Below are 20757 nucleotides of genomic sequence, written 5' to 3'. Positions count from 1 at the left end.
CGGGGGGATTCGTTCATGGGTGTGGATACTTTTTCAGCTGATCCAGCCGAATTGGCAAGTGCTGCGGAGGGGCTGACGGCATCTGCCGAGGAACTCGGTGGATTCTCGGCTTCGGAGGCCGCTACCGCCGCATCGGCCGGAGCCGCCGGGTCGGCGTTCGCTGCAGCCATAGCCGACAACGTCGTCACCGTCGACGAACTCGGCCGCGCGATCGGTGCGGGCATCACTGCTACCCGCACGAAACTGGAAAACTCCGCACGAGTGTTCGCCCGGGTCGACATCGCCAACGGCGCACGGATCGAGGATTCGGGAGACGTGCGATGACACTGTCGATCTCGCAGATCCGATCCTGGAATCTGGACGCCCTCGACAACTATGCCGGCTCCCTGGGCCGCGGACATGACGTATTCGACAGCAACGTCGACATCGCGCACCGCATCATGGACACCGCAACCAGCGATTGGAGCGGCAGCGCGGCGACCGCAGCATGGGATTCGGCAACCCAGCAGCATGCCTTCGGGCGAGACGCCGTCGCGATAGTCGGAGACGCCGGGCGCTGTGTCGCAGCGCAATCGGCAAACCTCCGGTACACCCGCGAAACACTGGTCAGCCGCGTCGACGACGCGAGCGCCGACGGTTTCACCGTCTCTGACGACGGTTCCGTCACCGCGACGCCCGCAACTCTGGCGAGCACAGATCCGCGCGGGGTAGAAGCCCGCCTCGAATATCACTCGTGGCGCATCGGCACGGCACTCACGGACGTCGACGAGACTGACGCGAGCGCCGCCAGAATCCTCACGGAGATCACCGCCGCAGGCACCTCGCTCATCGACCGCAAGGCCGATTTCGGGATCCCCGATGCAGCGTCGACCACCCCTTCACATCACGTTCGGTTCGATGGTCAGGGAGCCCACGACTCCGACATTCTCGCGCAGTCCCCGGGCGCAACACCCGAGAGCGAGGCGGCCAAGCAACGGTTGATCGCCGCGACGACTTTCACTCCGGAACAACAAGCGCAACTTGCTGCCGGCGGGCCCGTGGTCGTCGACCCGGAACAACTCGCCTACCTACGTGAGTTCTACGCCGATACCAACCTCGACGAGCTGAAGAATATCGGTGCAGGCGCCGAAGGATTCCGCACGGTCAACTTCCCCGATGCGAATGTCCCCGCCGACGCGCGAATCCCCAGCGCCCTCGCCTCGGGCATGTTCACCGTCTCCAATCCCAACGTCACCGACGGCAACGGCAACGCGGGCAGCCTCGACAACCTTCCGCCAGACGTCCGCAGAATCTTCAGCGACCCCGCGTACAGCTCGCAACTCCAACCCGGTGGGTACTCCACCACCGTGAACGTCAACCATTTCGACGATTCGAATGCACTCACGGACATACTTCGAAATGCAGACCCGGCAACACAATCCGGCAGCGCTTTGAGTTCTGCACTGCTCGATCGCAGCGCAGATCTCGCCCCTCTCCAATCGCAAACTTCATCGAGCGCCCCGATGCGATTGGTCTTCGACGACGACGGCCAGCCCGTCAGCAACGATGAGCTCGACTCCAGCCTCACCAAAGCCCTCGACGTTGCCACTCGGGACATACCTTCGAACGCCGACTTCCTCACCACCCCTGCTCATCAGGACGACGTGGTGAATCTGTTCACCCGCGAATGGAACGATGACGGACGAGCCGTCAGCGGCCTCACCGATTGGATCGGACCCGACGCCACCAACTCCAACCCAGCTGTTGCCGAACGGGCCGGCGCCTCTGCCCTTGCACTCGCCCACAATCTCGCCGACAACAAAGGTGCCTACCTCGACATCGCCGGCCTGGACAACAGATCCATCGGAGAAGTGAATCCCGCGTTGACGCAATCCATTGGTTCCGCGGTGACCCCGTACATCGGGAATCTCGTCGGATTGGAACCCGATCAAACCGGTACCCTCGGTTTCGAAAATCTCGATGCATACGACGACAGATTCGCCAATGCAAAATCGGTGATCGCGATCATCGACAGCGACCCCCACGCAGCCGCAAGTTTCAATGCGAACATGCTCGGAGCCGCGGGCCAACTCCAAGGGACCTTCGTCGAAACCAGCATGAGCGGAGACATCGCCGCGGGTTCTTCGCAATATGCAATATATGCGGGACGCGTCCAGGCACTGATGGACGGCGCTCTGGAGGAAGAAGCCTTCAACCGAACCGGTGACGCTGCGGCGGCGCAAGAGGACATCATCAGCAGACGTGGGAAAACATACGACGAACTCGGTTGGCTGATTTCCGGCGGTGCCGCCATGATCCCAGGCTTCGGACCACCGACCAGCGTTGCAGTCAGCATGCTGGGAGTCGAACTCAAAGATCACGTCCTGGGCTCCCCGGTCGAAGTTCCTCCGGCACAACTCAACTTCACAGACCAGAGTTCGGCTTCGACGACCCTTCTCGATTACCGATTGGTTCAGGCACTCGACAACGCCTACGGAAGAAAAGACTTCGAGCAACTGAACGGTTTTCGAGTCAATGGCGATCCGAGCGAATCCCTCAGACCAGTCGATCTGGAGACCCTGGGTCTAAACGGCAAATTCGACAGCACGCTGCAGGACTATTTGACGTTTCGGGGATTCAATCGCGATACGTTCATGACCAACATGAGAGACGGACTCGACGATGTCGGATAGATTTCCTGCGTTTACAAGGCGAAACCACCGCGCCGCAACCGCTCTTGCACTGGCATTCAGCATGGGATCATGTATCGCGGGTTGCGCGGCACCCAACTCAACCGAAAACTTCAGCGCCACAACCACGCCCGCCGCGTCAAACGTCTATGTACTACCGAGCTACATGACCGACTATCACAACCAATGGCTCGCAGACCCCGGCATCGACCTCTTCAGCGAAGAGGCCACCATAATCCGAGCATTCATAGAATCCGACTACATCGTTGACAGTGGTGGCGATCGCAGCGACGCCTACCACGGGTTCTCGAGAATCACTGCGAACACTCGTGGAACGGTCTCGAGCGATCGCCGCTACGGAGAACCCGCAGACACACCACCACGCGTCTACCGAGGTACCAGCATCAACCGGATCTTGAGTATTCAAACAATTCCCGCCGGATACCCTGGCGATTCGACCGTCGTCGCTTACGCCTGCTCCGACGCCTACGATACCGATTACGACGGCCGCAAACCGGATTCGTCGCAACTCCCGAGCAGTAGTTACGAGATCTGGATGCACAACACCGCTTCTACGGCTACCCCCTACCCTCGATTCGAAGGGCCCCGCAATGCACCGGAAGGGGACGTCTTCGGCGGCTGGATCGTCGACAAATTCACCAGCTCCACCAGCGACCGTGTGCAACAGGAGACTTGCTCTGACTGGTTCAAATCGCGTCACGACGGGAATCGACTCCGGATGAGCACCGACTTCGCCCCACCCCTCGTCCTCCCCAATTACCCCGGCTGGCCAGAAGATGCGGCCCGGTAGGGGCCAGGGCAACGGTGCCGCGCCCAAATCTGACCAAGTCAGGACCTCAGCGGCGCTGCCGGACGCATGATGGAGTGATGACGGTCGAAAATTCGCACGCCCTGGACGAACTGGTAGCGGCACTCCCCGAGGGAGCCGTCCTGCTGGATCCGGATGTGACCGCGGGCTACCGCCAGGATTGGGCCGCCGACCCGACCGCCGGCCATCCCGCTGCCGTGGTTCGCGCAACGTGCACCGAAGACATCCAAACAGTGATGCGCTGGGCAACCGCCAACCGCGTACCGGTGGTTCCCAGAGGTGCCGGCTCGGGCCTTTCCGGTGGATCCAGCGCCGTCGACGGTTGCATAGTGGTCAGCACCGAGCGAATGCGACAGATCACGATCGACCCGGTCGCCCGTGTGGCGGTTACTCAGCCCGGCTTGATGAATGCGGAGGTCAAGAAAGCCGCCGCAGAGCACGGACTCTGGTACCCACCTGACCCGTCGTCCTTCGAGATCTGTTCCATCGGCGGCAATGCAGCCACCAACGCCGGCGGACTCTGCTGCGTCAAATACGGAGTTACCACCGACTACGTTCTCGGACTCCGGGTCGTGCTGGCAGACGGGACAGCGGTCAGCCTCGGAGGTCCCCTTCTCAAGGACGTCGCCGGACTCTCCCTCACCAAACTGTTCGTGGGCAGTGAGGGAACTCTCGGCATCATCACGGAAATCACGTTGCGTTTGATTCCCGCGCAGCCGCCCGCATCAACCGTCGTCGCGTCGTTCGACTCGGTACAAGAAGCTGCCGACGCGGTCTTGGCGATCACCAGCAACATGCGTCCGGCGATGCTCGAGTTCATGGATCATGCCAGCATCAATGCCGTCGAGGATTCGGTACGCATGGGTCTGAACCGCAAGGCTCACGCACTGCTGCTCGCGCAGTCCGACGCACCCGGCGCGGCCGGCGTGCTGGAAATCGAGACGATTGTTCAGGCGTGCGAAAACAACGGAGCCACCGAGGTATTCGCGACCGACGACCAGGCCGAAGGTGACGCTTTTGCGGCGGCACGGCGGGCAGTGTTCCCGGCAGTGCTCGCGATGGGAAGTCTGCTTCTCGAAGACGTGGGCGTTCCCATGCGCGCACTCCCGCAGCTGGTAACCGGGGTCGAAGCCATCGCAGACGACCTCGACGTCCTGATCTGCACGGTGGCGCACGCCGGAGACGGAAACACACACCCGCTCATCGTCTTCGACCCCGCAGACCCGGACATGTCCGAACGCGCACAGATCGCATTCGGACGGGTGATGGATCTCGCCATCGCGCTCGGCGGCACGATCACCGGCGAACACGGGGTCGGTCGACTCAAGCGCGACTGGCTGCCGTCACAGTTGGGCGAAGACGTCATGGCCCTCAATCGCAAGGTCAAGGATGCGCTCGACCCGCTGGGAATTCTCAATCCCGGAGCCGTCATTGCCGTGAAAGAAGCCTCTCTCGACTAGCTTTCACGTCGACGTCGAACGAGTTACGTCATCGAGGAACCGTCGGGCTGACCGAACGGACCAGCTCGGCCAGCTGACGGAATCCTTCTGCTCGGCCACTCGACGAGCGGAACACGACGCCGATCGTGCGACCTGGAGCCGGCGAGGCGAAATGCGCCGTCGACAAGTCCCCGCGTCGAACCTCCACTGCAACAGCCGATTCCGGGACCAAAGTCACCCCGAGTCCCCCGGCCACACATTGCACGACTGTCGCGAGAGAGGTAGCCCGCGTGTCGCCGGCAAGCGGATGGGCGTCTACCGAACGGCACAGATCCAACGTCTGGTCACGCAGGCAGTGGCCGTCGTCGAGCAAGAGCAACGGCAGCGCGTCGAGCACGTCCGCCGTGAGATCGACACGTCCGGCCAAGGAATGATCGTTCGGCACGACCATCACGAAATCCTCTTCGTACACAGGAACTTCCACCAGGCCAGGTGTTCCGGCAGGAAGCGCCAACACCGCGACGTCGAGCGCTCCCGATCGCAGGGCATCAAGCAAGCGCGCCGTTTGATCCTCGACTATTTGCGGCGCCAACGACGGTAGCTTCTCGCGCAGCTCCGGCAACAACCCCGGAAGAATGTACGGCGCAACGGTCGGGATCAACCCGATGCGTAGCGGTCCGGTCAGAGAGTCGCCGGAGCCGGCCGCGCTCGCGACGAAACCGTCGGCAGCCTCGAGGATTTGCTTCGCCTGACCGAGCAAGCGCTGTCCGTCCGCGGTCACGAGCACGCGCCGCGTACTACGTTCGATCAGTTTGACCCCTAGTCCCGCCTCGAGAGCCGCCAGCGCCTGCGACAGTGTGGGTTGGCTCACACCGGAACGTGCTGCGGCAGTACCGAAGTGCCGGTACTCGGCCACCGACACAAAGGCACGCAGCTGTGACAAGGAAGGTTGATAAGTCTGATCAGACATGCCTATCAGTGTAGTGCCACCCATCACCTTTACCTTTTGAACGGTTTGATGCAGAATGGACTCATACCAAAAAGCGCCGGTCAGAACCTCGACACTCCAGTCGAAACCGTCCGACCCGCTGACGGTGACAAACCCTCTCGATCCAGCACGTTCGGCCGTCACAGTCCGAACAGCCGGATCGTGTGCGCAAGAAATTCCTGTTCACGAGACACGTAGGAGAATGAGACACATGGCTCTGCTCACAATCGGCGACCAGTTCCCCGCTTACAACCTCACGGCTGTCATCGGCGGCGACCTGTCCAAGGTCGATGCCCAGCAGCCCGATGACTACTTCACCACCGTCACCAGTGACGACTACGCAGGCAAGTGGCGCATCGTCTTCTTCTGGCCCAAGGACTTCACCTTCGTGTGCCCCACCGAGATTGCTGCATTCGGCAAGCTCAACGAAGAGTTCGCAGACCGTGACGCTCAGGTTCTCGGCGCTTCCGTCGACAACGAGTTCGTGCACTTCCAGTGGCGTGCACAGCACGAAGAGCTCAAGACCCTCCCCTTCCCGATGCTCTCGGACCTCAAGCGCGAGCTTGCCGAGGCCACCGGCGTCCTCAACGCCGACGGCGTTGCAGACCGCGCGACGTTCATCGTCGACCCCAACAACGAGATCCAGTTCGTCTCCGTCACAGCCGGTTCCGTCGGCCGTAACGTCGACGAGGTTCTCCGCGTCCTCGACGCTCTCCAGAGCGACGAGCTGTGCGCATGCAACTGGAAGAAGGGCGACCCGACCATCAACGCCGGCGAGCTCCTGACTGCGAGCGTCTGAGTATGAGCGTCGAGAACCTCAAGAACTCGCTTCCCGAGTACGCGAAGGACCTCAAGCTCAACCTGAGTTCCATTGCGCGCACGACGGTCCTGAACGAGCAGCAGTTGTGGGGAACGCTCCTCGCAACGGCCGCAGCCACCAAGTCTGCGTCCACGCTCAAGGAGATTGCTTCCGAGGCGGCCGACAACCTGTCGGCAGAGGCGTACAACGCCGCTCTCGGCGCAGCGTCGATCATGGGCATGAATAACGTCTTCTACCGCACCAAGGGCTACCTCGACGGTAAGTACGACGACCTTCGTGCCGGCCTGCGGATGAACATCATCGGCAACCCGGGCGTCGACAAGGCCGACTTCGAATTGTGGTCGCTTGCAGTGTCCGCGATCAACGGCTGCAACCACTGCCTCGAAGCTCACGAGAACACCCTCCGCCAGGAAGGTGTCGACCGCGAGGTCATCTTCGAAGCGATCCGCGCCGGTTCCATCGTCGCGGGCGTCGCACAGGCTGTCGAAGCCAACGAGATCCTCTCTGCCGCACAGGTCTGATCACTCGGACCTGAGTGCAGTTCGACGAGCCCTCCCCACTGTGAAGGTGGGGAGGGCTTTTCGCGCGCTAGGGTGGACCGATGGGTATCGAGGTGAGTGTGGTCCGGGTCTTCACGGACGAAAACGGCAAGCACGGGAATCCGTTGGGAATCGTCGACGCGTCCACGGTTGCAGAATCGGATCGACAAGCCGTCGCGAAGGAACTCGACTACAGCGAGACCATCTTCATCGACGTTCCGGATGACGGCGCCTCGCGTGCGCGGGTCCAGATCTTCACTCCGGCAGCAGAACTCCCCTTCGCCGGACACCCGACCGTCGGTGCCACGTGGTGGCTGGGCGAACAGGGCCGTCGCGTGAGCTCCCTCGACGTTCCTGCCGGCAGTGTCGACGTCCGCCAATCCGGCGCTTTGACGTGGGTACGCGCGCGTGCCGAATGGGCACCGGAATTCGCGATCTATCCGATGGACACGGTCGACGACGTCATCGACGCAGATCCGTCCGACTACGAGGCGGATCATTCGTATCTGTGGGCATGGCAGGACAAGCTCGAAGCTGCCATCCGCGCACGCATGTTCGCACCGGTGATGGGAATCGCCGAGGACGAGGCGACCGGATCTGCAGCGCTGCGCATCACGGACCGATTGAGGAAATCACTGCTCATCACCCAGGGACGCGGATCGGTGCTTCACACCACCTTCTCTCCGGAAGGGTGGCTCGAAGTCGGCGGCCGCGTCGTCGCCGAGCCGTCACGAACCTTGTGAGTACCCGGCGGGATTGCGTCCGGCCTCGAGGTCACGTGCGCTGAGTGACACCGAGATCTCGTCACCGAGCGCAACTCCCGGCGCGAGGGGCAACTGATCTCCACTCCAGAACTTGCCCGGATCGAACCAGTTGATACGACGATTACCGACAAGCAGACCCATCGCCTCATAGGTCTTGGCAACCACTTCGGCGCAGTAGGCGCTCTCGACGGCCACTGCGGACACGTCGGACTTCTTGCGCAGCTTCGGGATTCGGCCTCCGAACCAGCGTGAGGCAAGCTTGGCCGTCGACGGGAACGGCGTACCGTCCAGCCGTGCGATCGTCTTGAGCAGAGCGTCTTCCTGCTCCCGGGTGATCTCGTGGTCGAGCTGGCGCAACCATCCACGCTGCCCGTACTTGGCGCCCCAGACCTGAACCGCCGATCGCAGATCGTGCAGTTGGACACCACGCTGGAAGCGTCCGGTCCACATGTCCTGCAGCGAGTGACCGAGTTCCGCATGCCACATCAGCGGCGGAAGGTCGTCGATCACGACCGACATTCCGACGTGGTTGACCGGGCTGTTGGTCAGCGTCTGGATGGCCCGGTCCGCCGTCGACTCTCCGCGGAAGATCCAGATGTCGCCCGTGCGGGTCGCCGCGGCGGCCTCCTCGAGACTCACCTGCGAAAGCAATCGTCGGTCCATGCCTCTAGCGTAGAGGGATGAAACTCCCTACTCCTCTGCGCGCCTCGCACGTTTGGAAACTGGTCGGCCTCGCCGGTGCAATGGGCGTTGCCGCCACCGGGGTTCTCGTTGCGCGCGGCGAACGCCAGCGTCGGGCCTACTCTCCGGACGAAATTCGCTCGGTACTGCACGAGCGGTACACCCAGGCCTACGCCAAGCAGTCGGAACAAGAGGTTCTGGAACTCGAACCTGCACCCAACGCTGTGCGGCGCCGAATCGAGAAACTCTTCCGGCGCCGCAACTGAACTCATCCGAGAGCTGCGAGGATCCCTGCTGCCATCTCCGCGACCTGATCGTCGGTCATGACGAACGTCGGCGAAATCTGCATTGCACCCTGACCCGCCGCGCGACCCGAAATACCGTGCTGACGCAACGTCTTCACGAATGGCAAAGCCTCCGCCGGATCAGCTAACTGCACCGCAGCGACCGCACCCAGTCCACTACGAACCTCCGCCACCCGCGGATGCTCGGCCAACGGCTGCAGATGCGTATGCAACGACGCCTCCAGACGCTTCGACTCCCCAAGCAAATTCTCACGCTCGAGAATGTCGAGGTTCGCCATCGCCGCCGCAGCAGCACCGGCATGCCCGCCGTACGTGTAACCATGACGCCACCACGAACCCGCATAGAACGGCTCCGCCACCCGCGGCGCGATGAACACCGCACCCATCGGAACGTAACCGGACGTCAAACCCTTTGCCGTGGTCATCATGTCGGGCTGCAAATCGAAACGAGTAGACGCGAACCACTCGCCGCCGATACGACCGAAACCGGTCACCACCTCGTCGACGACAAACAGAATGTCGTGCTCGCGGCAGATGTCGCGCACCTCGGCCAGGTACCCCTCCGGCGGAAGATACACCCCACCGGCACCGATGATCGGCTCCGCGAAGAACGCGGCGATCTTGTTCGCACCGATCCTCTCGATCAACTCGAGCAGACTCTTCGCATCATCCCAGCCGACCGTGGCCGCATCCGCCATCAGCTCGCCGTACCCCTCACGGTTCACCGGAATACCCGCCAGAGCTGTTCCCGCAACATGCATTCCGTGGTACGCCTTCTGACGACCGACGATGATCGCCTTCTCCGGCTGCCCCACCTCGTGCCAGTACCGGCGAGCGAGCTTCGCCGCAGTGTCCACCGAATCCGAACCACCCGAAGTGAAGAAGATCTTGCTCCCGGCAACCGGCGCGATCGTCGCCAACCGCTCCGCCAACACCTGCGTGGTCTCGGGAACAAAATCACCGAAGTTGGAGAAATGAGCGATCTTCGACAACTGAGCCGCCACCGCATCCGCGATCTCCGTGCGCCCGTGCCCGACATTGGTGAACCACAAGCCCGCCGTCGCATCCAAATACCGAGTGCCCTCGGAATCCCAGATGTACGCGCCCTCACCGCGAGAGACGACAAACGCGCCGTTCTTCTCCACAGCGCCCATGTCCGCGAACCCGTGCCACAATGCCGAAGCCATCATTGTCCCCTTCGAATACAAACGATGCTGGTGTGCAAACGATGTGCTGCGACTATATCGACACCGGGAATCGGCGCACGACGGCGCTCGCCGGGCACCGGCATTTCCGGGTACACACGTAATCTGTCGACCATGACTTTTGCCGACAATCTCGCCGCACTGCCCACCATCGATCATCTGGCCGCCATCGAGGTACTCGACGCCGACGGAACCGTCATCGACACCGTCGAGAACAAGCCCGGAAAGTCCGGCTCGGTCAAGGTGTACAACCATCTCGCTCAGGTCTACGGCGCGCTCACACCCGAAGCCGCCTCGGCAGGACTGACGATCTTTGCCGAACACACCGAGGACGCGCGGGCGAACCCCGGCAAGCACCCGAACGTGGACCGCCTCGAGCAGGTGCTCGCCTCCGGCAATCCACTAGGACTTCGCAGCGTTCCGTCCGCGTAGCCCGGCTCCCAGCCGTCCGACGGCATTGACCGCCAACGCCATCAGGGCCATCGCGATGCCCAGTACGACAAATCCGATGAACAGGGCCAGGTAGCCCTGGTGGCAAGGATCCATGAACGGATACGGATACCAGTCGACGATCGGCCCTCGAATCAACGTGTACACCGCGTAGATCACTGGAAACAGCAGCCACTGCAGCGAGCGGATTTCGGAGATCCTGTGCCTCGAAGCGAAGAACACCCAGTCGAGGAGCATCACCAGCGGAAGAATGCGGTGGAGCGCCGAGTTGATCCACGCGTCGTTCAAATTGACGTCGATGTTCGCCAGTAGAACGGCGTAGATGATTCCGGTGATCACCATGTAGAGCGTCACCGCACCGCGAACCGACTGCCATGTCCGAGACTGCGGATCGCGAAGGGCGCCGACCAGCAATACGATCACCGCAAGGATGTTGCTCTCGATGGTGAAGTAGCTCAGATAGTTCGACAACGAGAATCCGTCGGCGTTTCGAATCGGAATCCACAGCAGCGCCGTGAGTCCGTAGATCGCGAACAACAAGCGAAGTACTCGCACGGCAACAGGCGTCGACGCGACCGGTGTAGCTGCCTCATTTGCGGTATTTGTCGTCACTGGTCGATATTTGCACATCAAAACGATCTGCGAGCGGTAGTTGTGAACGCGTTCGATAGGCTGTCATCAGCATGTCTACAACACCACCGGCCCCACTCTCCCCCAAGCGGAGTGACCTGAAGAGCGCGCTGGCGCAGGTCTCACTCCGCGACGAGAGTCGACTCCGTCGCAAACTCGACCGTGCCCGCACACCAGACGCTTTGGTGGCGCTGGCCGAGGAAATTGAAACGGCGCGCGCACGGTTGGCGGCACGCTCCGCCAATGTTCCCGCAGTCTCGTATCCGGAAGCTCTGCCCGTCAGTCAGCGCAAGGACGACATCGCGACCGCGATCTCGGAGAATCAGGTTGTCATCGTCGCCGGCGAGACCGGCTCGGGTAAGACAACTCAGATCCCGAAGATCTGTCTCGAACTCGGACGTGGCGTCCGCGGCCTGATCGGACATACACAGCCTCGCCGACTGGCAGCACGCACCGTTGCCGAACGTATCGCCGAAGAACTCGACACCGAACTCGGCGACGCCGTCGGATACACCGTGCGGTTCACCGACCAGGTCTCGGACCGCAGCTACGTCAAGCTCATGACCGACGGCATTCTCCTCGCCGAAATTCAGCGCGACCGTATGCTCCGACGCTACGACACGCTGATCATCGACGAAGCGCACGAACGCAGCCTCAACATCGACTTCATCCTCGGTTACCTGGCTCAGCTGCTCCCCCGCCGACCCGACCTCAAGGTCATCATCACGTCGGCGACCATCGATCCCGAACGCTTCGCCAAGCACTTCGCTGTCGACGGTAAGCCCGCGCCGATCGTCGAGGTATCCGGGCGAACATTCCCCGTCGAAATGCGTTACCGGCCACTGACCGTCGAGTCCGGTGACATCACCTTCGACCGCGATCCCGTCGACGCGGTCTGCGAGGCGGTCGACGAGCTGAGCGCGGAGGGCGAAGGCGACATCTTGGTCTTCCTCTCCGGCGAACGCGAAATTCGCGACACCGCAGACGCTTTACGCGATCGGCGTCTTCGCAACACCGAAATCGTCCCGCTGTACGCGCGGCTGTCTGCTGCCGAGCAACACAAAGTGTTCTCGCCGCACACCGGCCGACGCGTCGTCCTTGCCACCAACGTGGCCGAGACCTCGCTGACCGTTCCCGGCATTAGGTACGTCGTCGATCCGGGAACCGCGCGCATTTCGCGATATTCGGTGCGCACCAAGGTTCAACGATTGCCGATCGAGCCCATTTCGCAGGCGTCGGCTCGTCAACGTTCCGGGCGTTGCGGCCGCGTCGCCGAAGGAATCTGCATCCGCCTGTATTCCGAGGAGGACTTCGAGTCACGGCCGGCGTTCACCGAGCCGGAAATCCTGCGGACCAATCTCGCATCCGTCATCTTGCAGATGACGGCCCTCGGTCTGGGCGACATCGCTGCCTTCCCCTTCGTCGAACCGCCGGACCAGCGCGCCGTCAAGGACGGAATCGGACTGCTCGAAGAACTCGGCGCCATCGCGCGAGGTTCCGAGGCAAGCCACCCCGAACTGACGCCGGTCGGCCGCGAGCTGGCCCAGATTCCGGTGGATCCGCGGATGGCACGAATGCTGGTGGAAGCCAAGAACAACGGTTGCCTTCACGAAACCCTTGTCATCGTCGCGGCGTTGTCCATCCAGGACGTTCGCGAGCGGCCCGCCGAGTTCCAGCAGGCCGCCGACGAAAAGCACGCCAGGTTCAATGTCGAGAATTCCGACTTCCTGGCATACCTGAAACTGTGGGACTACTTACGCGAACAACGTAACGATCTGTCCTCCAACCAGTTTCGCAAGATGTGCCGGAACGAGTTCCTGCACTGGCTCCGCATCCGCGAATGGCAGGATTTGCACGGGCAACTCCGGCAGATCACCCGCGGCCTCGGCTGGACGGTGGGTGAGACACCCGCAAGCGAGAACGCGATCCATCAGTCACTCCTCGCCGGTTTGCTCTCACACATCGGGCTACGCGAGGGCGAGAAGCGGGACTACCTGGGCGCCAGGGGCAGCCACTTCGCGATCTTCCCCGGATCAGGACTGTTCAAGAAGCCACCACGCTGGGTCATGGCCGCCGAACTCGTGGAAACGTCGAGGCTGTGGGCTCGCATGTCCGCGCGCATCGAACCCGAGTGGGCTGAAAAGCTCGCCCCGCACCTGGTGAAACGGACCTATTCCGAACCTCACTGGTCCTCCAAGCGCGGCTCGGCGATGGCATACGAGCGGGTCACTCTCTACGGAGTTCCCCTGGTGACGGGCCGCGCAGTGACGTACTCACGAATCGATCCCGAGGCCTCTCGCGATCTCTTCATCCGCCATGCGCTCGTGCAGGGCGAATGGCAGACGAACCACAAGTTCTTCCACGAGAACCGTGCACTGCTCGACAACGTCGAGGAACTCGAGAACCGCGCGCGCCGCCGCGACATCCTCGTCGACGACGAAACTCTCTACGAGTTCTACGACGAACGTATCGGCCAGGAAGCCGTATCCGCCAAGCATTTCGACCAGTGGTGGAAGACCGAGCGGCGCAAGAATCCGAGTCTGCTGACTTTCACGCCGGAAACGGTGGTCAACTCCGACGCGGCTGCAGTACTGGGCGGCGAGTACCCGGACGCCTGGCGCCAGGGCGACATGCAGTTTCCGCTCACTTACCAATTCGAGCCCGGAAAGGACGACGACGGCGTCAGCGCGCACATCCCGGTCGGCCTGCTCGCGCAACTTCAGCCGGTCGGCTTCGACTGGTTGGTCCCCGGTATGCGCGTCGATCTGGTTACTGCTCTGATCAAGACGTTGCCCAAGAACATCCGACGCGCTGTCGTACCCGCACCTGACTACGCCGCCGCAGCATTGGCAGCAGTCAAACCTCGATCCGAGCCGTTGATGACCGCAATGGCCCGCGAACTCTCGCACTTGGGCGGGATCCAGATCGACGCCAAGGACTTCGATCCCGCCGCGCTGCCCGACCATCTTCGGATGACATTTGTCGTCGAGGACGAATCGGGCACGGTTCTCGCGAAGGGTAAGGATCTGGCGCAGCTACGACGCACGCTCGCCCCGCGCGTACAGAAGGAAGTGGCCAAGGCGGCAACCGGTACCGAACGGGCAGCGGCAACCGTCTGGACATCCGAAACGCTCGGCGCACTGGAACCGACCATCTCTCGCTCCATCGGCGGACAGCAGGTAACCGGCTACCCAGCACTGGTGCCGGAAAACGGCGGAGTTGCCGTTCGTGTCCTGAGTACGCCGGCTGCGCAGGCGCAGGCGATGCGGGAAGGCACTCGGGCGCTTCTTCTCGCGGCCGTTCCCACCCAGCTCAAGGCCGTGACCGCCGGCTTGTCGAACACTCAGCGTCTGGCTCTCGGCCAGAATCCGGACGGCGGCTTGGAGGCACTCGTCGAAGATTGCCGGGTGGCAGCTGCCAACGAAGTGATAGCTGCCCACGGCGGACCGGTACGCACGCCTGAGGCGTTCGACGCCCTGGTGAAGATCGCACGCTCCGAACTGGCCGGACGCGTCTCCGCGATCCTGCGCATGATTGTTCCGATCCTCGAACAAGCACACCAACTGAGCGTCGTTCTGGACCGCTCCCGCGGCGAAGCAGCAGACGACGTCCGAGAACAGTTGACCTCACTGCTGTTTCCGGGATTTGTCGCCGAATTGGGCTCGGCCCGCCTACGCGATTTGCCGCGGTATCTTGCCGCAGCAAAATTCCGTCTCGAAGCTCTACCCGCAAGTGCACAACGAGATCAGCAGGCGATGGACGTCCTCGACCGGGTGTACGCAGCGTACGACCGGTTGTTGAGTTCACTTCCCGAAGAGCGTCGCACTGCGCGAGATGTCGACTCGATCAGCTGGATGATCGAAGAACTGCGCGTGAGCCTGTTTGCGCAGTCCCTCGGTACACCCACACCGATTTCCGAAAAGCGAGTCCTGAAAGCTATCGAAGCGATCAAGCGTTGACGTTCGGTGAGAATTGCGCGATCAGTAGATTGTCTGAATGTTGACGTTGGTGAGGAAACCACCAAAGGTGGCAACAGTGTTGGCGAACCCGAGGGTTACCAGGCTGTTCACGACTCCGAGAACTGCAACTAAGTTCATAACGCCTCCGTGAAGATCCGAGATGCGGACGAACGTACTTGGTCGACACTAAGCGAATAACTTGCCCGATTTGTTCGATTGTTCGCTTTGTGTTCTCAGCGTTACCTACGGCCGCTTTGTGCTCTCAGCGTTATCTAAGGCAAAGGCCTCAGTCGACGGAAACGGTCTCGGCGCCGGAAGCCTTGTCGGCAGCACGGGTCTCGGCATGTTCGCGCATGTCGGTGATCTCACGTTCGAAATCCGCGGCAGAACTGAAGGACTTGTACACCGATGCGAATCGCAGGTATGCAACCTCGTCGAGATTTCGAAGCGGATCGAGAATCGCGAGCCCTACCTCGTTGCTGGGAATTTCGGCAGAACCCGAAGCACGTACGGCATCTTCGACCTGTTGGGCCAGCAAATTCAGCGAATCGTTGTCCACTTGCCGGCCCTGGCATGCGCGACGCACTCCTTTGACCACCTTTTCTCGGCTGAACGGCTCCGTCACGCCGCTGCGCTTCACAACCGAGAGAACTGCCGTCTCAACCGTGGTGAATCGGCGGCCACACTCGGGGCACGAACGGCGCCGCCTGATCGCCTGGCCCTCGTCGGCCTCGCGCGAATCGACCACTCGGGAATCAGGGTGCCGGCAGAACGGGCAATGCATCGGGGTTCCTTCGTTGTCGCCGAAATGGCCGCAACTCAGATTCGCTACCGACTGCAAATCCTCCGACGATTTACAGAGCAGATCCACGTACTCAACGCGACCACCCGAGGTGGTGGGACTGTCAAGTGGACAGCTTACTCGCTGTGAACCGACTGCTCTCACGCTCGGTACGCCCCCGCCTGGCACGGGGTACGGTCAGCGGCCCGAGGCCGGCACGATCAGCGTTTGCCCAACGGACAGTCCGGAACTCGACATCGCATTGAGATCCATGATCTGCTCGATCACCGAGCCGACAGCCTGGCCAGGCGCAACCTTGGCAGCAATATCACTGAGGGATTCACCCGCAGCAACACGAACCACTTCGGTCGCACCGTTTGTCGCAGCGACATCACCACTCGACAAAGCGCCGATCCCCACCAACGCCAACACTGCCAGTGCAGTGAATACGGCGCCAAGGAACACTGTCTTCCAACTGACGTCCTCGGCAGCCACTTCATGTTCGACCCGTGAGACACCGACTCTGTTTCGGTGCGCGAAACTTCCTCCGTACGGGCGTGACGAATCGTGCTCGCCGTCCCACCGGCGAGGAGATTCACGCAATGAACGCGAACCTGAAACCGCGCCCACCGCCGGAACACGACGAACGACGGCCGCCTGCGGTTCGTTGTCGACATACCTGGCCACGCCCCGCATTTCGGCCGTGCCGCGCCGTTCGAACGACACACCGTCAGCGTCGGATCCACCATCGGGCCCATAGAACGAGGGGTGGTACTTCAACGCCGACGTGCCGTCGAAACCAATCGCGTCATCACCAATCGCGCCGTCGAAAACCCTGTTGCTTCTCAGTGCTGCGTTACCCATCGTGACCTCCGCTGGTCGACACCGATCGATGTGTTCGATCATGCGTTCGATGGAACGCATGTTCGAATTTCTACCACGCCTGGCCGACAATGTCTCTACTTCAAGCGACACGAATCGAACAGATGTTTGAAACCGCGAGCAAATCCGGCTAGATTCGTGTCAGACCACACAGCGGGAATTGCGAAAGCCTCCGTGTTTGTCGACAGCTCGAATGTTGGCAGGAGGCACCGACAGGTTTCTGCGCGATTTGCACCAGGCACTTTTTCAGACACGACTTTTTCAGACACAGCTTTTTCAGACACGACTTCTTCAGACACGACTTCTTCAGACACGGAGGCAACAGGCCATGAAGGACGATCGCTCCAGCACAGCCGCGGAGGCAGGAGCTTCTGCAGTTCCGTCTCCGTCGAGCGAGACGCTCACCGAGCGTCAGCGGCGCGTTCTCGAAGTCATCCGCGATTCGGTGACGGAGCGCGGGTATCCGCCGAGCATTCGCGAGATCGGTGATGCGGTGGGGCTCACCTCCACGTCGTCGGTCGCACATCAACTGCGAACGTTGGAGCGCAAGGGCTTCCTTCGACGCGATCCCAATCGCCCTCGCGCAGTCGATGTTCGAGGTCTCGACGAGGTTGCGGCCGATACCGCCATCGCGTCGGTGTCAAAGCATTCCGGCGAGTACAACAGTGCCGACCCGCTACCGGAGCCGGCGTTCGTCCCCATCCTGGGTCGCATCGCTGCCGGCGGACCGATCCTTGCCGAGGAAGCGGTAGAGGACGTGTTCCCACTCCCCCGCGAACTCGTCGGCCAGGGTTCGCTCTTCATGCTCAAGGTTGTCGGCGAGTCGATGATCGATGCAGCGATCTGCGATGGCGACTGGGTTGTCGTCCGTCAGCAGAACGTCGCGGAGAACGGTGACATCGTGGCCGCCATGATCGACGGCGAAGCCACCGTGAAGACGTTCAAGCGTACGAAGAAGGAGGTGTGGCTGATGCCGCACAACGAACTCTTCGAGCCGATTCCCGGCAACAACGCCGTCATCCTGGGCAAGGTTGTCACCGTCATGCGGAAGATCTGAGTTCGCTCGCACCTCGATCACAAAACTCTGGGCCCCGGCATCAGCTGGGGCCCAGAGTCTTTTCGTGACGATCAGCGGTCCATCACCCGAATCAGAGATTCAGCGAACGTCCGATGATCTCCTTCATGATCTCGGTTGTGCCACCGTAGATGGTCTGCACACGAGAGTCCATGTACGCCTTTGCAACCGGGTATTCCTTCATGTAGCCGTAGCCTCCGTGCAGCTGGAGGCAGCGGTCGATGAGCTTGACCTGAGCTTCGGTGGTCCACCACTTCGCCATCGCAGCTTCCTGCACGGTCAGCTTCTCGGCATTGAGCTGCTCGATGAACTTGTCCACCAGGATGCGCACTGCCGTGGTCTCCGTTGCCAATTCGGCCAGTACGAATCGGGTGTTCTGGAAGCTGCCGATCGACTTGCCGAATGCCTTGCGGTCGCGGCAGTACTGGATCGTGCTCTCGAGAACCGATTCCATTGCGGCAGCGGCAACGACGGCGATCGAGAGTCGTTCCTGGGGAAGGTTCTTCATCAAGTAGAAGAAGCCCATTCCCTCTTCGCCCAGCAGGTTGGCAGCGGGAACGCGTACGTCGGTGAAGCTGAGTTCGGCGGTGTCCTGAGCCTTCATGCCGATCTTGTCGAGGTTGCGTCCACGCTCGAAGCCAGGCATGTCCCGCTCGACCACGAAAAGGCTGAAGCCCTGAGCACCCTTGTCCGGGTCGGTGCACGCGACAACGATGATGATGTCGGCGTTGATTCCGTTGGTGATGAAGGTCTTCGAACCGTTGAGGACCCAGTGATCCCCGTCGCGAACCGCTTTCGTCTTGATGCCCTGCAGGTCGCTACCGGTACCCGGTTCGGTCATCGCGATCGCCGAGATCAGCTCACCCGACGCGAATCCGGGTAGCCAACGCTGCTTCTGCTCCTCGTTGCTCAACTCCAGGAGGTACGGTGCCACGACGTCGTTGTGCAGCGTGAAGCCGATACCGCTGAACCCACCCTTGGTGGTTTCCTCGGTGATGATCGCGTTGTAGCGGAAATCCTTGACACCGCCGCCGCCGAATTCCTCAGGGACCGCAGTTCCCAGGAAGCCCTGCTTTCCGGCCTCGACCCAGACGTCACGATCGACGATGTTCTGCTCTTCCCACTTCTCGTGGTTCGGTGCCACGTGCTGTGCCAAGAACTTCTGGTACGACTCCCGGAAGAGTTCATGTTCCGGTTCGAACAGGGTGCGCTCCACGCCGACTCCTTGCAATTCGATATATGGCACTTCAGTGATGTACCCGCTGGGGATATACCCGCTGGGGTGTATTCGCTGAGACTGGGCACGCCGAAGTGCGCGGGCCCACGTCACTGCCTCCGACGGTAGAACCTGTTGCGATACCCGTCGATGACCCGAACGATCACGATTCGTGACTGTAGCGGTTATCTGTTACTCGAAGTACGGAATTTGGCGAGATATCGCATGATCGGGTACGCGACGAGGATGCCGATCGATCCCCAGGCGATGCCGCCCAACTCGACTGAACCGATGGTCAGCGTCAAGTTCCCGATGCCGGCGACCAACGCCGCCGCAGCGACCGTCAGGTTGACCGGATCGGTGAAGTCGACCTTCGCTTCCATCCAGATGCGCACACCGAGAATGCCGATGAGGCCGTAGAGAACCATCGTTGCGCCGCCGATGACGCCGTTCGGCACCGTGAAGACCAGTGCGCCGAATTTGGGCGAAAATGCCAGGATCACAGCGGTAGCGGCGGCTACCCAGTACGCGGCGGTCGAGTACACACGCGTCGCTGCCATGACACCGATGTTCTCGGCATACGTGGTGGTTCCGGATCCGCCACCGGCGCCCGCCAAGGTAGTGGCGAGACCGTCGGCAAACAGTGCATTGCCGGCCAGATCGTCGAGGGACTTACCCGTCATAGCGGACACCGCTTTGACATGTCCGACGTTTTCGGCGACCAGAACGATCACCACGGGGAGCGCGAGCACGATCACCGACCAGTCGAACGACGGTCCGTGCAGACTCGGCAGCCCGAACCAGTCTGCTTCGCGCAGAGCGGACACTCGTTCACTGTCGAGTCCGCCGATGACCGCGGCGAAGACCCAGCCGATCACGACGCCGACCAGAATGCCCAGCCGGCCGAGCAGCCCGGGACCGACGACCGTGACCAGCAGGATCGAAACGAGCGTCACCGTGGCGATCAGCGGCTGCGATTCGAAGGAGCCGACCGCCGTCGGAGCGAGGTTGAGACCGATCAGCGCGACGACAGCGCCCGTCACCACCGGCGGCATGACGGCGTCGATGAACCGGCTGCCGATCAGACGTACGGCGACGCCGATCAACATCAACACGATGCCTACGGCCATGACGGCACCGAGTTGCGCGGCCGGGCCCGATCCTGCCGACGCTGTCAGCGGGGCGATGAACGCGAAGGACGAACCGAGATAGCTGGGGATCCGGCCCCGGGTGATGAGCAGGAACAGCGCGGTGCCGATACCCGAGAACAGCAGCGTCGTCGTGACGGGGAAGCCGGTGATGGTCGGAACGAGCAGTGTCGCTCCGAACATCGCGATGACGTGTTGCATCCCGATTCCGATGGTGCGCGGCCAACTCAGTCGTTCGTCCGGCGCCACGACGGCTCCGTCGGCGATCCGCTTGCCGTCTCCGTGGACAGTCCAGCCGATTCCGCCGGCCCCGGTCATTGTTTCTCGTTCGATCACAGGTCGAAATACTAGAGGTCAGGCGCTCGGTCTCCGACCGA

Annotated in this window: 19 protein-coding genes; 11 read left to right on the top strand and 8 right to left on the bottom strand. The window is 61.8% G+C overall.

Features of this window, described 5'->3' with window-relative positions; all coding sequences use genetic code 11:
• Window positions 1-15: 15 nt before the first annotated feature.
• From GJB56_RS06390 to GJB56_RS06375, 4 genes are all read left to right on the top strand, one after another.
• Complete coding sequence (locus GJB56_RS06390) at window positions 16-324, top strand: type VII secretion target (RefSeq protein ID WP_021334291.1); 309 nt, start codon at window positions 16-18, stop codon at window positions 322-324.
• Complete coding sequence (locus tag GJB56_RS06385; protein ID WP_113683570.1) at window positions 321-2672, top strand: TPR repeat region-containing protein; 2352 nt, start codon at window positions 321-323, stop codon at window positions 2670-2672. The genes GJB56_RS06390 and GJB56_RS06385 overlap by 4 nt, the downstream gene beginning before the upstream one ends.
• Before the next feature lie 163 nt (window positions 2673-2835).
• Window positions 2836-3480 carry a hypothetical protein gene (locus GJB56_RS06380; RefSeq protein WP_113683569.1) on the top strand — a complete coding sequence of 215 codons (645 nt, stop codon included), beginning with the start codon at window positions 2836-2838 and terminating at the stop codon, window positions 3478-3480.
• Between the two features lie 77 nt (window positions 3481-3557).
• Window positions 3558-4958, top strand: a complete 1401-nt coding sequence (locus tag GJB56_RS06375; RefSeq protein ID WP_060938488.1) for an FAD-binding oxidoreductase — start codon at window positions 3558-3560, stop codon at window positions 4956-4958.
• 28 nt (window positions 4959-4986) lie between these two features.
• Here GJB56_RS06375 and GJB56_RS06370 read toward each other — a convergent pair whose 3' ends face one another.
• Window positions 4987-5907 (bottom strand): hydrogen peroxide-inducible genes activator, encoded by a 921-nt coding sequence (locus GJB56_RS06370; protein ID WP_020907545.1) that lies wholly within the window; start codon window positions 5905-5907, stop codon window positions 4987-4989.
• Window positions 5908-6136: 229 nt separating this feature from the next.
• On the opposite strand from GJB56_RS06370, the gene GJB56_RS06365 reads away from it, so the two are divergent.
• The 3 genes from GJB56_RS06365 to GJB56_RS06355 all read left to right on the top strand — a co-directional run bounded on the left by GJB56_RS06365 (window position 6137) and on the right by GJB56_RS06355 (window position 8027).
• Window positions 6137-6724, top strand: coding sequence for a peroxiredoxin (locus tag GJB56_RS06365; protein WP_003942119.1), 588 nt, complete (start codon window positions 6137-6139; stop codon window positions 6722-6724).
• Window positions 6725-6726: 2 nt separating this feature from the next.
• A complete protein-coding gene (locus tag GJB56_RS06360) occupies window positions 6727-7266 on the top strand; it encodes a carboxymuconolactone decarboxylase family protein (RefSeq protein ID WP_003942122.1) in 540 nt (179 codons plus the stop codon).
• 80 nt (window positions 7267-7346) lie between these two features.
• Entirely contained in the window at window positions 7347-8027 is a 681-nt protein-coding gene (locus GJB56_RS06355; protein WP_113683568.1) for a PhzF family phenazine biosynthesis protein, read from the top strand.
• On the opposite strand, the gene GJB56_RS06350 is transcribed toward GJB56_RS06355, so the two are convergent.
• Window positions 8013-8711, bottom strand: a complete 699-nt coding sequence (locus GJB56_RS06350; protein ID WP_113683567.1) for a hypothetical protein — start codon at window positions 8709-8711, stop codon at window positions 8013-8015. The two genes, GJB56_RS06355 and GJB56_RS06350, sit on opposite strands and share 15 nt — an antisense overlap.
• Window positions 8712-8728: 17 nt before the next feature.
• Here GJB56_RS06350 and GJB56_RS06345 point away from each other — a divergent pair, with 17 nt between their 5' ends.
• Window positions 8729-8995 carry a hypothetical protein gene (locus GJB56_RS06345; protein ID WP_007732799.1) on the top strand — a complete coding sequence of 89 codons (267 nt, stop codon included), beginning with the start codon at window positions 8729-8731 and terminating at the stop codon, window positions 8993-8995.
• 2 nt (window positions 8996-8997) lie between these two features.
• On the opposite strand, the gene GJB56_RS06340 is transcribed toward GJB56_RS06345, so the two are convergent.
• The gene (locus GJB56_RS06340; RefSeq protein ID WP_195849590.1) at window positions 8998-10221 is read right to left on the bottom strand and encodes an aminotransferase family protein; all 1224 of its coding nucleotides are present in this window, start codon (window positions 10219-10221) and stop codon (window positions 8998-9000) included.
• A gap of 132 nt (window positions 10222-10353) precedes the next feature.
• On the opposite strand from GJB56_RS06340, the gene GJB56_RS06335 reads away from it, so the two are divergent.
• The gene (locus GJB56_RS06335; RefSeq protein ID WP_020907542.1) at window positions 10354-10671 is read left to right on the top strand and encodes a DUF2322 family protein; all 318 of its coding nucleotides are present in this window, start codon (window positions 10354-10356) and stop codon (window positions 10669-10671) included.
• Here GJB56_RS06335 and GJB56_RS06330 read toward each other — a convergent pair.
• Window positions 10642-11319: a Pr6Pr family membrane protein gene (locus GJB56_RS06330; RefSeq protein WP_113684390.1), complete on the bottom strand. Its 678-nt coding sequence runs from the start codon at window positions 11317-11319 to the stop codon at window positions 10642-10644. The genes GJB56_RS06335 and GJB56_RS06330 overlap by 30 nt on opposite strands.
• Before the next feature lie 53 nt (window positions 11320-11372).
• Here GJB56_RS06330 and hrpA point away from each other — a divergent pair, with 53 nt between their 5' ends.
• Window positions 11373-15278 carry an ATP-dependent RNA helicase HrpA gene (hrpA, locus tag GJB56_RS06325; protein WP_113684391.1) on the top strand — a complete coding sequence of 1302 codons (3906 nt, stop codon included), beginning with the start codon at window positions 11373-11375 and terminating at the stop codon, window positions 15276-15278.
• Between the two features lie 286 nt (window positions 15279-15564).
• Here hrpA and nrdR read toward each other — a convergent pair whose 3' ends face one another.
• Together nrdR and GJB56_RS06315 are read right to left on the bottom strand one after the other, a co-directional pair.
• On the bottom strand, window positions 15565-16062 hold the full coding sequence (gene nrdR, locus GJB56_RS06320; protein WP_020907539.1) for a transcriptional regulator NrdR: 498 nt from the start codon (window positions 16060-16062) through the stop codon (window positions 15565-15567).
• Between the two features lie 195 nt (window positions 16063-16257).
• Window positions 16258-16983 (bottom strand): LysM peptidoglycan-binding domain-containing protein, encoded by a 726-nt coding sequence (locus GJB56_RS06315; protein WP_069147428.1) that lies wholly within the window; start codon window positions 16981-16983, stop codon window positions 16258-16260.
• Between the two features lie 286 nt (window positions 16984-17269).
• On the opposite strand from GJB56_RS06315, the gene lexA reads away from it, so the two are divergent.
• Window positions 17270-17998 carry a transcriptional repressor LexA gene (gene lexA / locus GJB56_RS06310; RefSeq protein WP_020723648.1) on the top strand — a complete coding sequence of 243 codons (729 nt, stop codon included), beginning with the start codon at window positions 17270-17272 and terminating at the stop codon, window positions 17996-17998.
• Between the two features lie 91 nt (window positions 17999-18089).
• Here the strand turns inward: lexA and GJB56_RS06305 are convergent, their stop codons facing one another.
• Window positions 18090-19232, bottom strand: coding sequence for an acyl-CoA dehydrogenase family protein (locus GJB56_RS06305; protein WP_113684392.1), 1143 nt, complete (start codon window positions 19230-19232; stop codon window positions 18090-18092).
• A 185-nt stretch (window positions 19233-19417) separates the two neighbouring features.
• Window positions 19418-20698, bottom strand: a complete 1281-nt coding sequence (locus GJB56_RS06300) for a uracil-xanthine permease family protein (protein WP_113684403.1) — start codon at window positions 20696-20698, stop codon at window positions 19418-19420.
• Between the last annotated feature and the right edge of the window lie 59 nt (window positions 20699-20757).

Origin of the sequence: Rhodococcus sp. AQ5-07, from assembly GCF_009707305.1 — a bacterium.
GTDB lineage: Bacteria > Actinomycetota > Actinomycetes > Mycobacteriales > Mycobacteriaceae > Rhodococcus_F > Rhodococcus_F erythropolis.
Note: the sequence above shows the minus strand (reverse complement) of the source record. Positions and strands in the feature narration are given on the sequence as shown.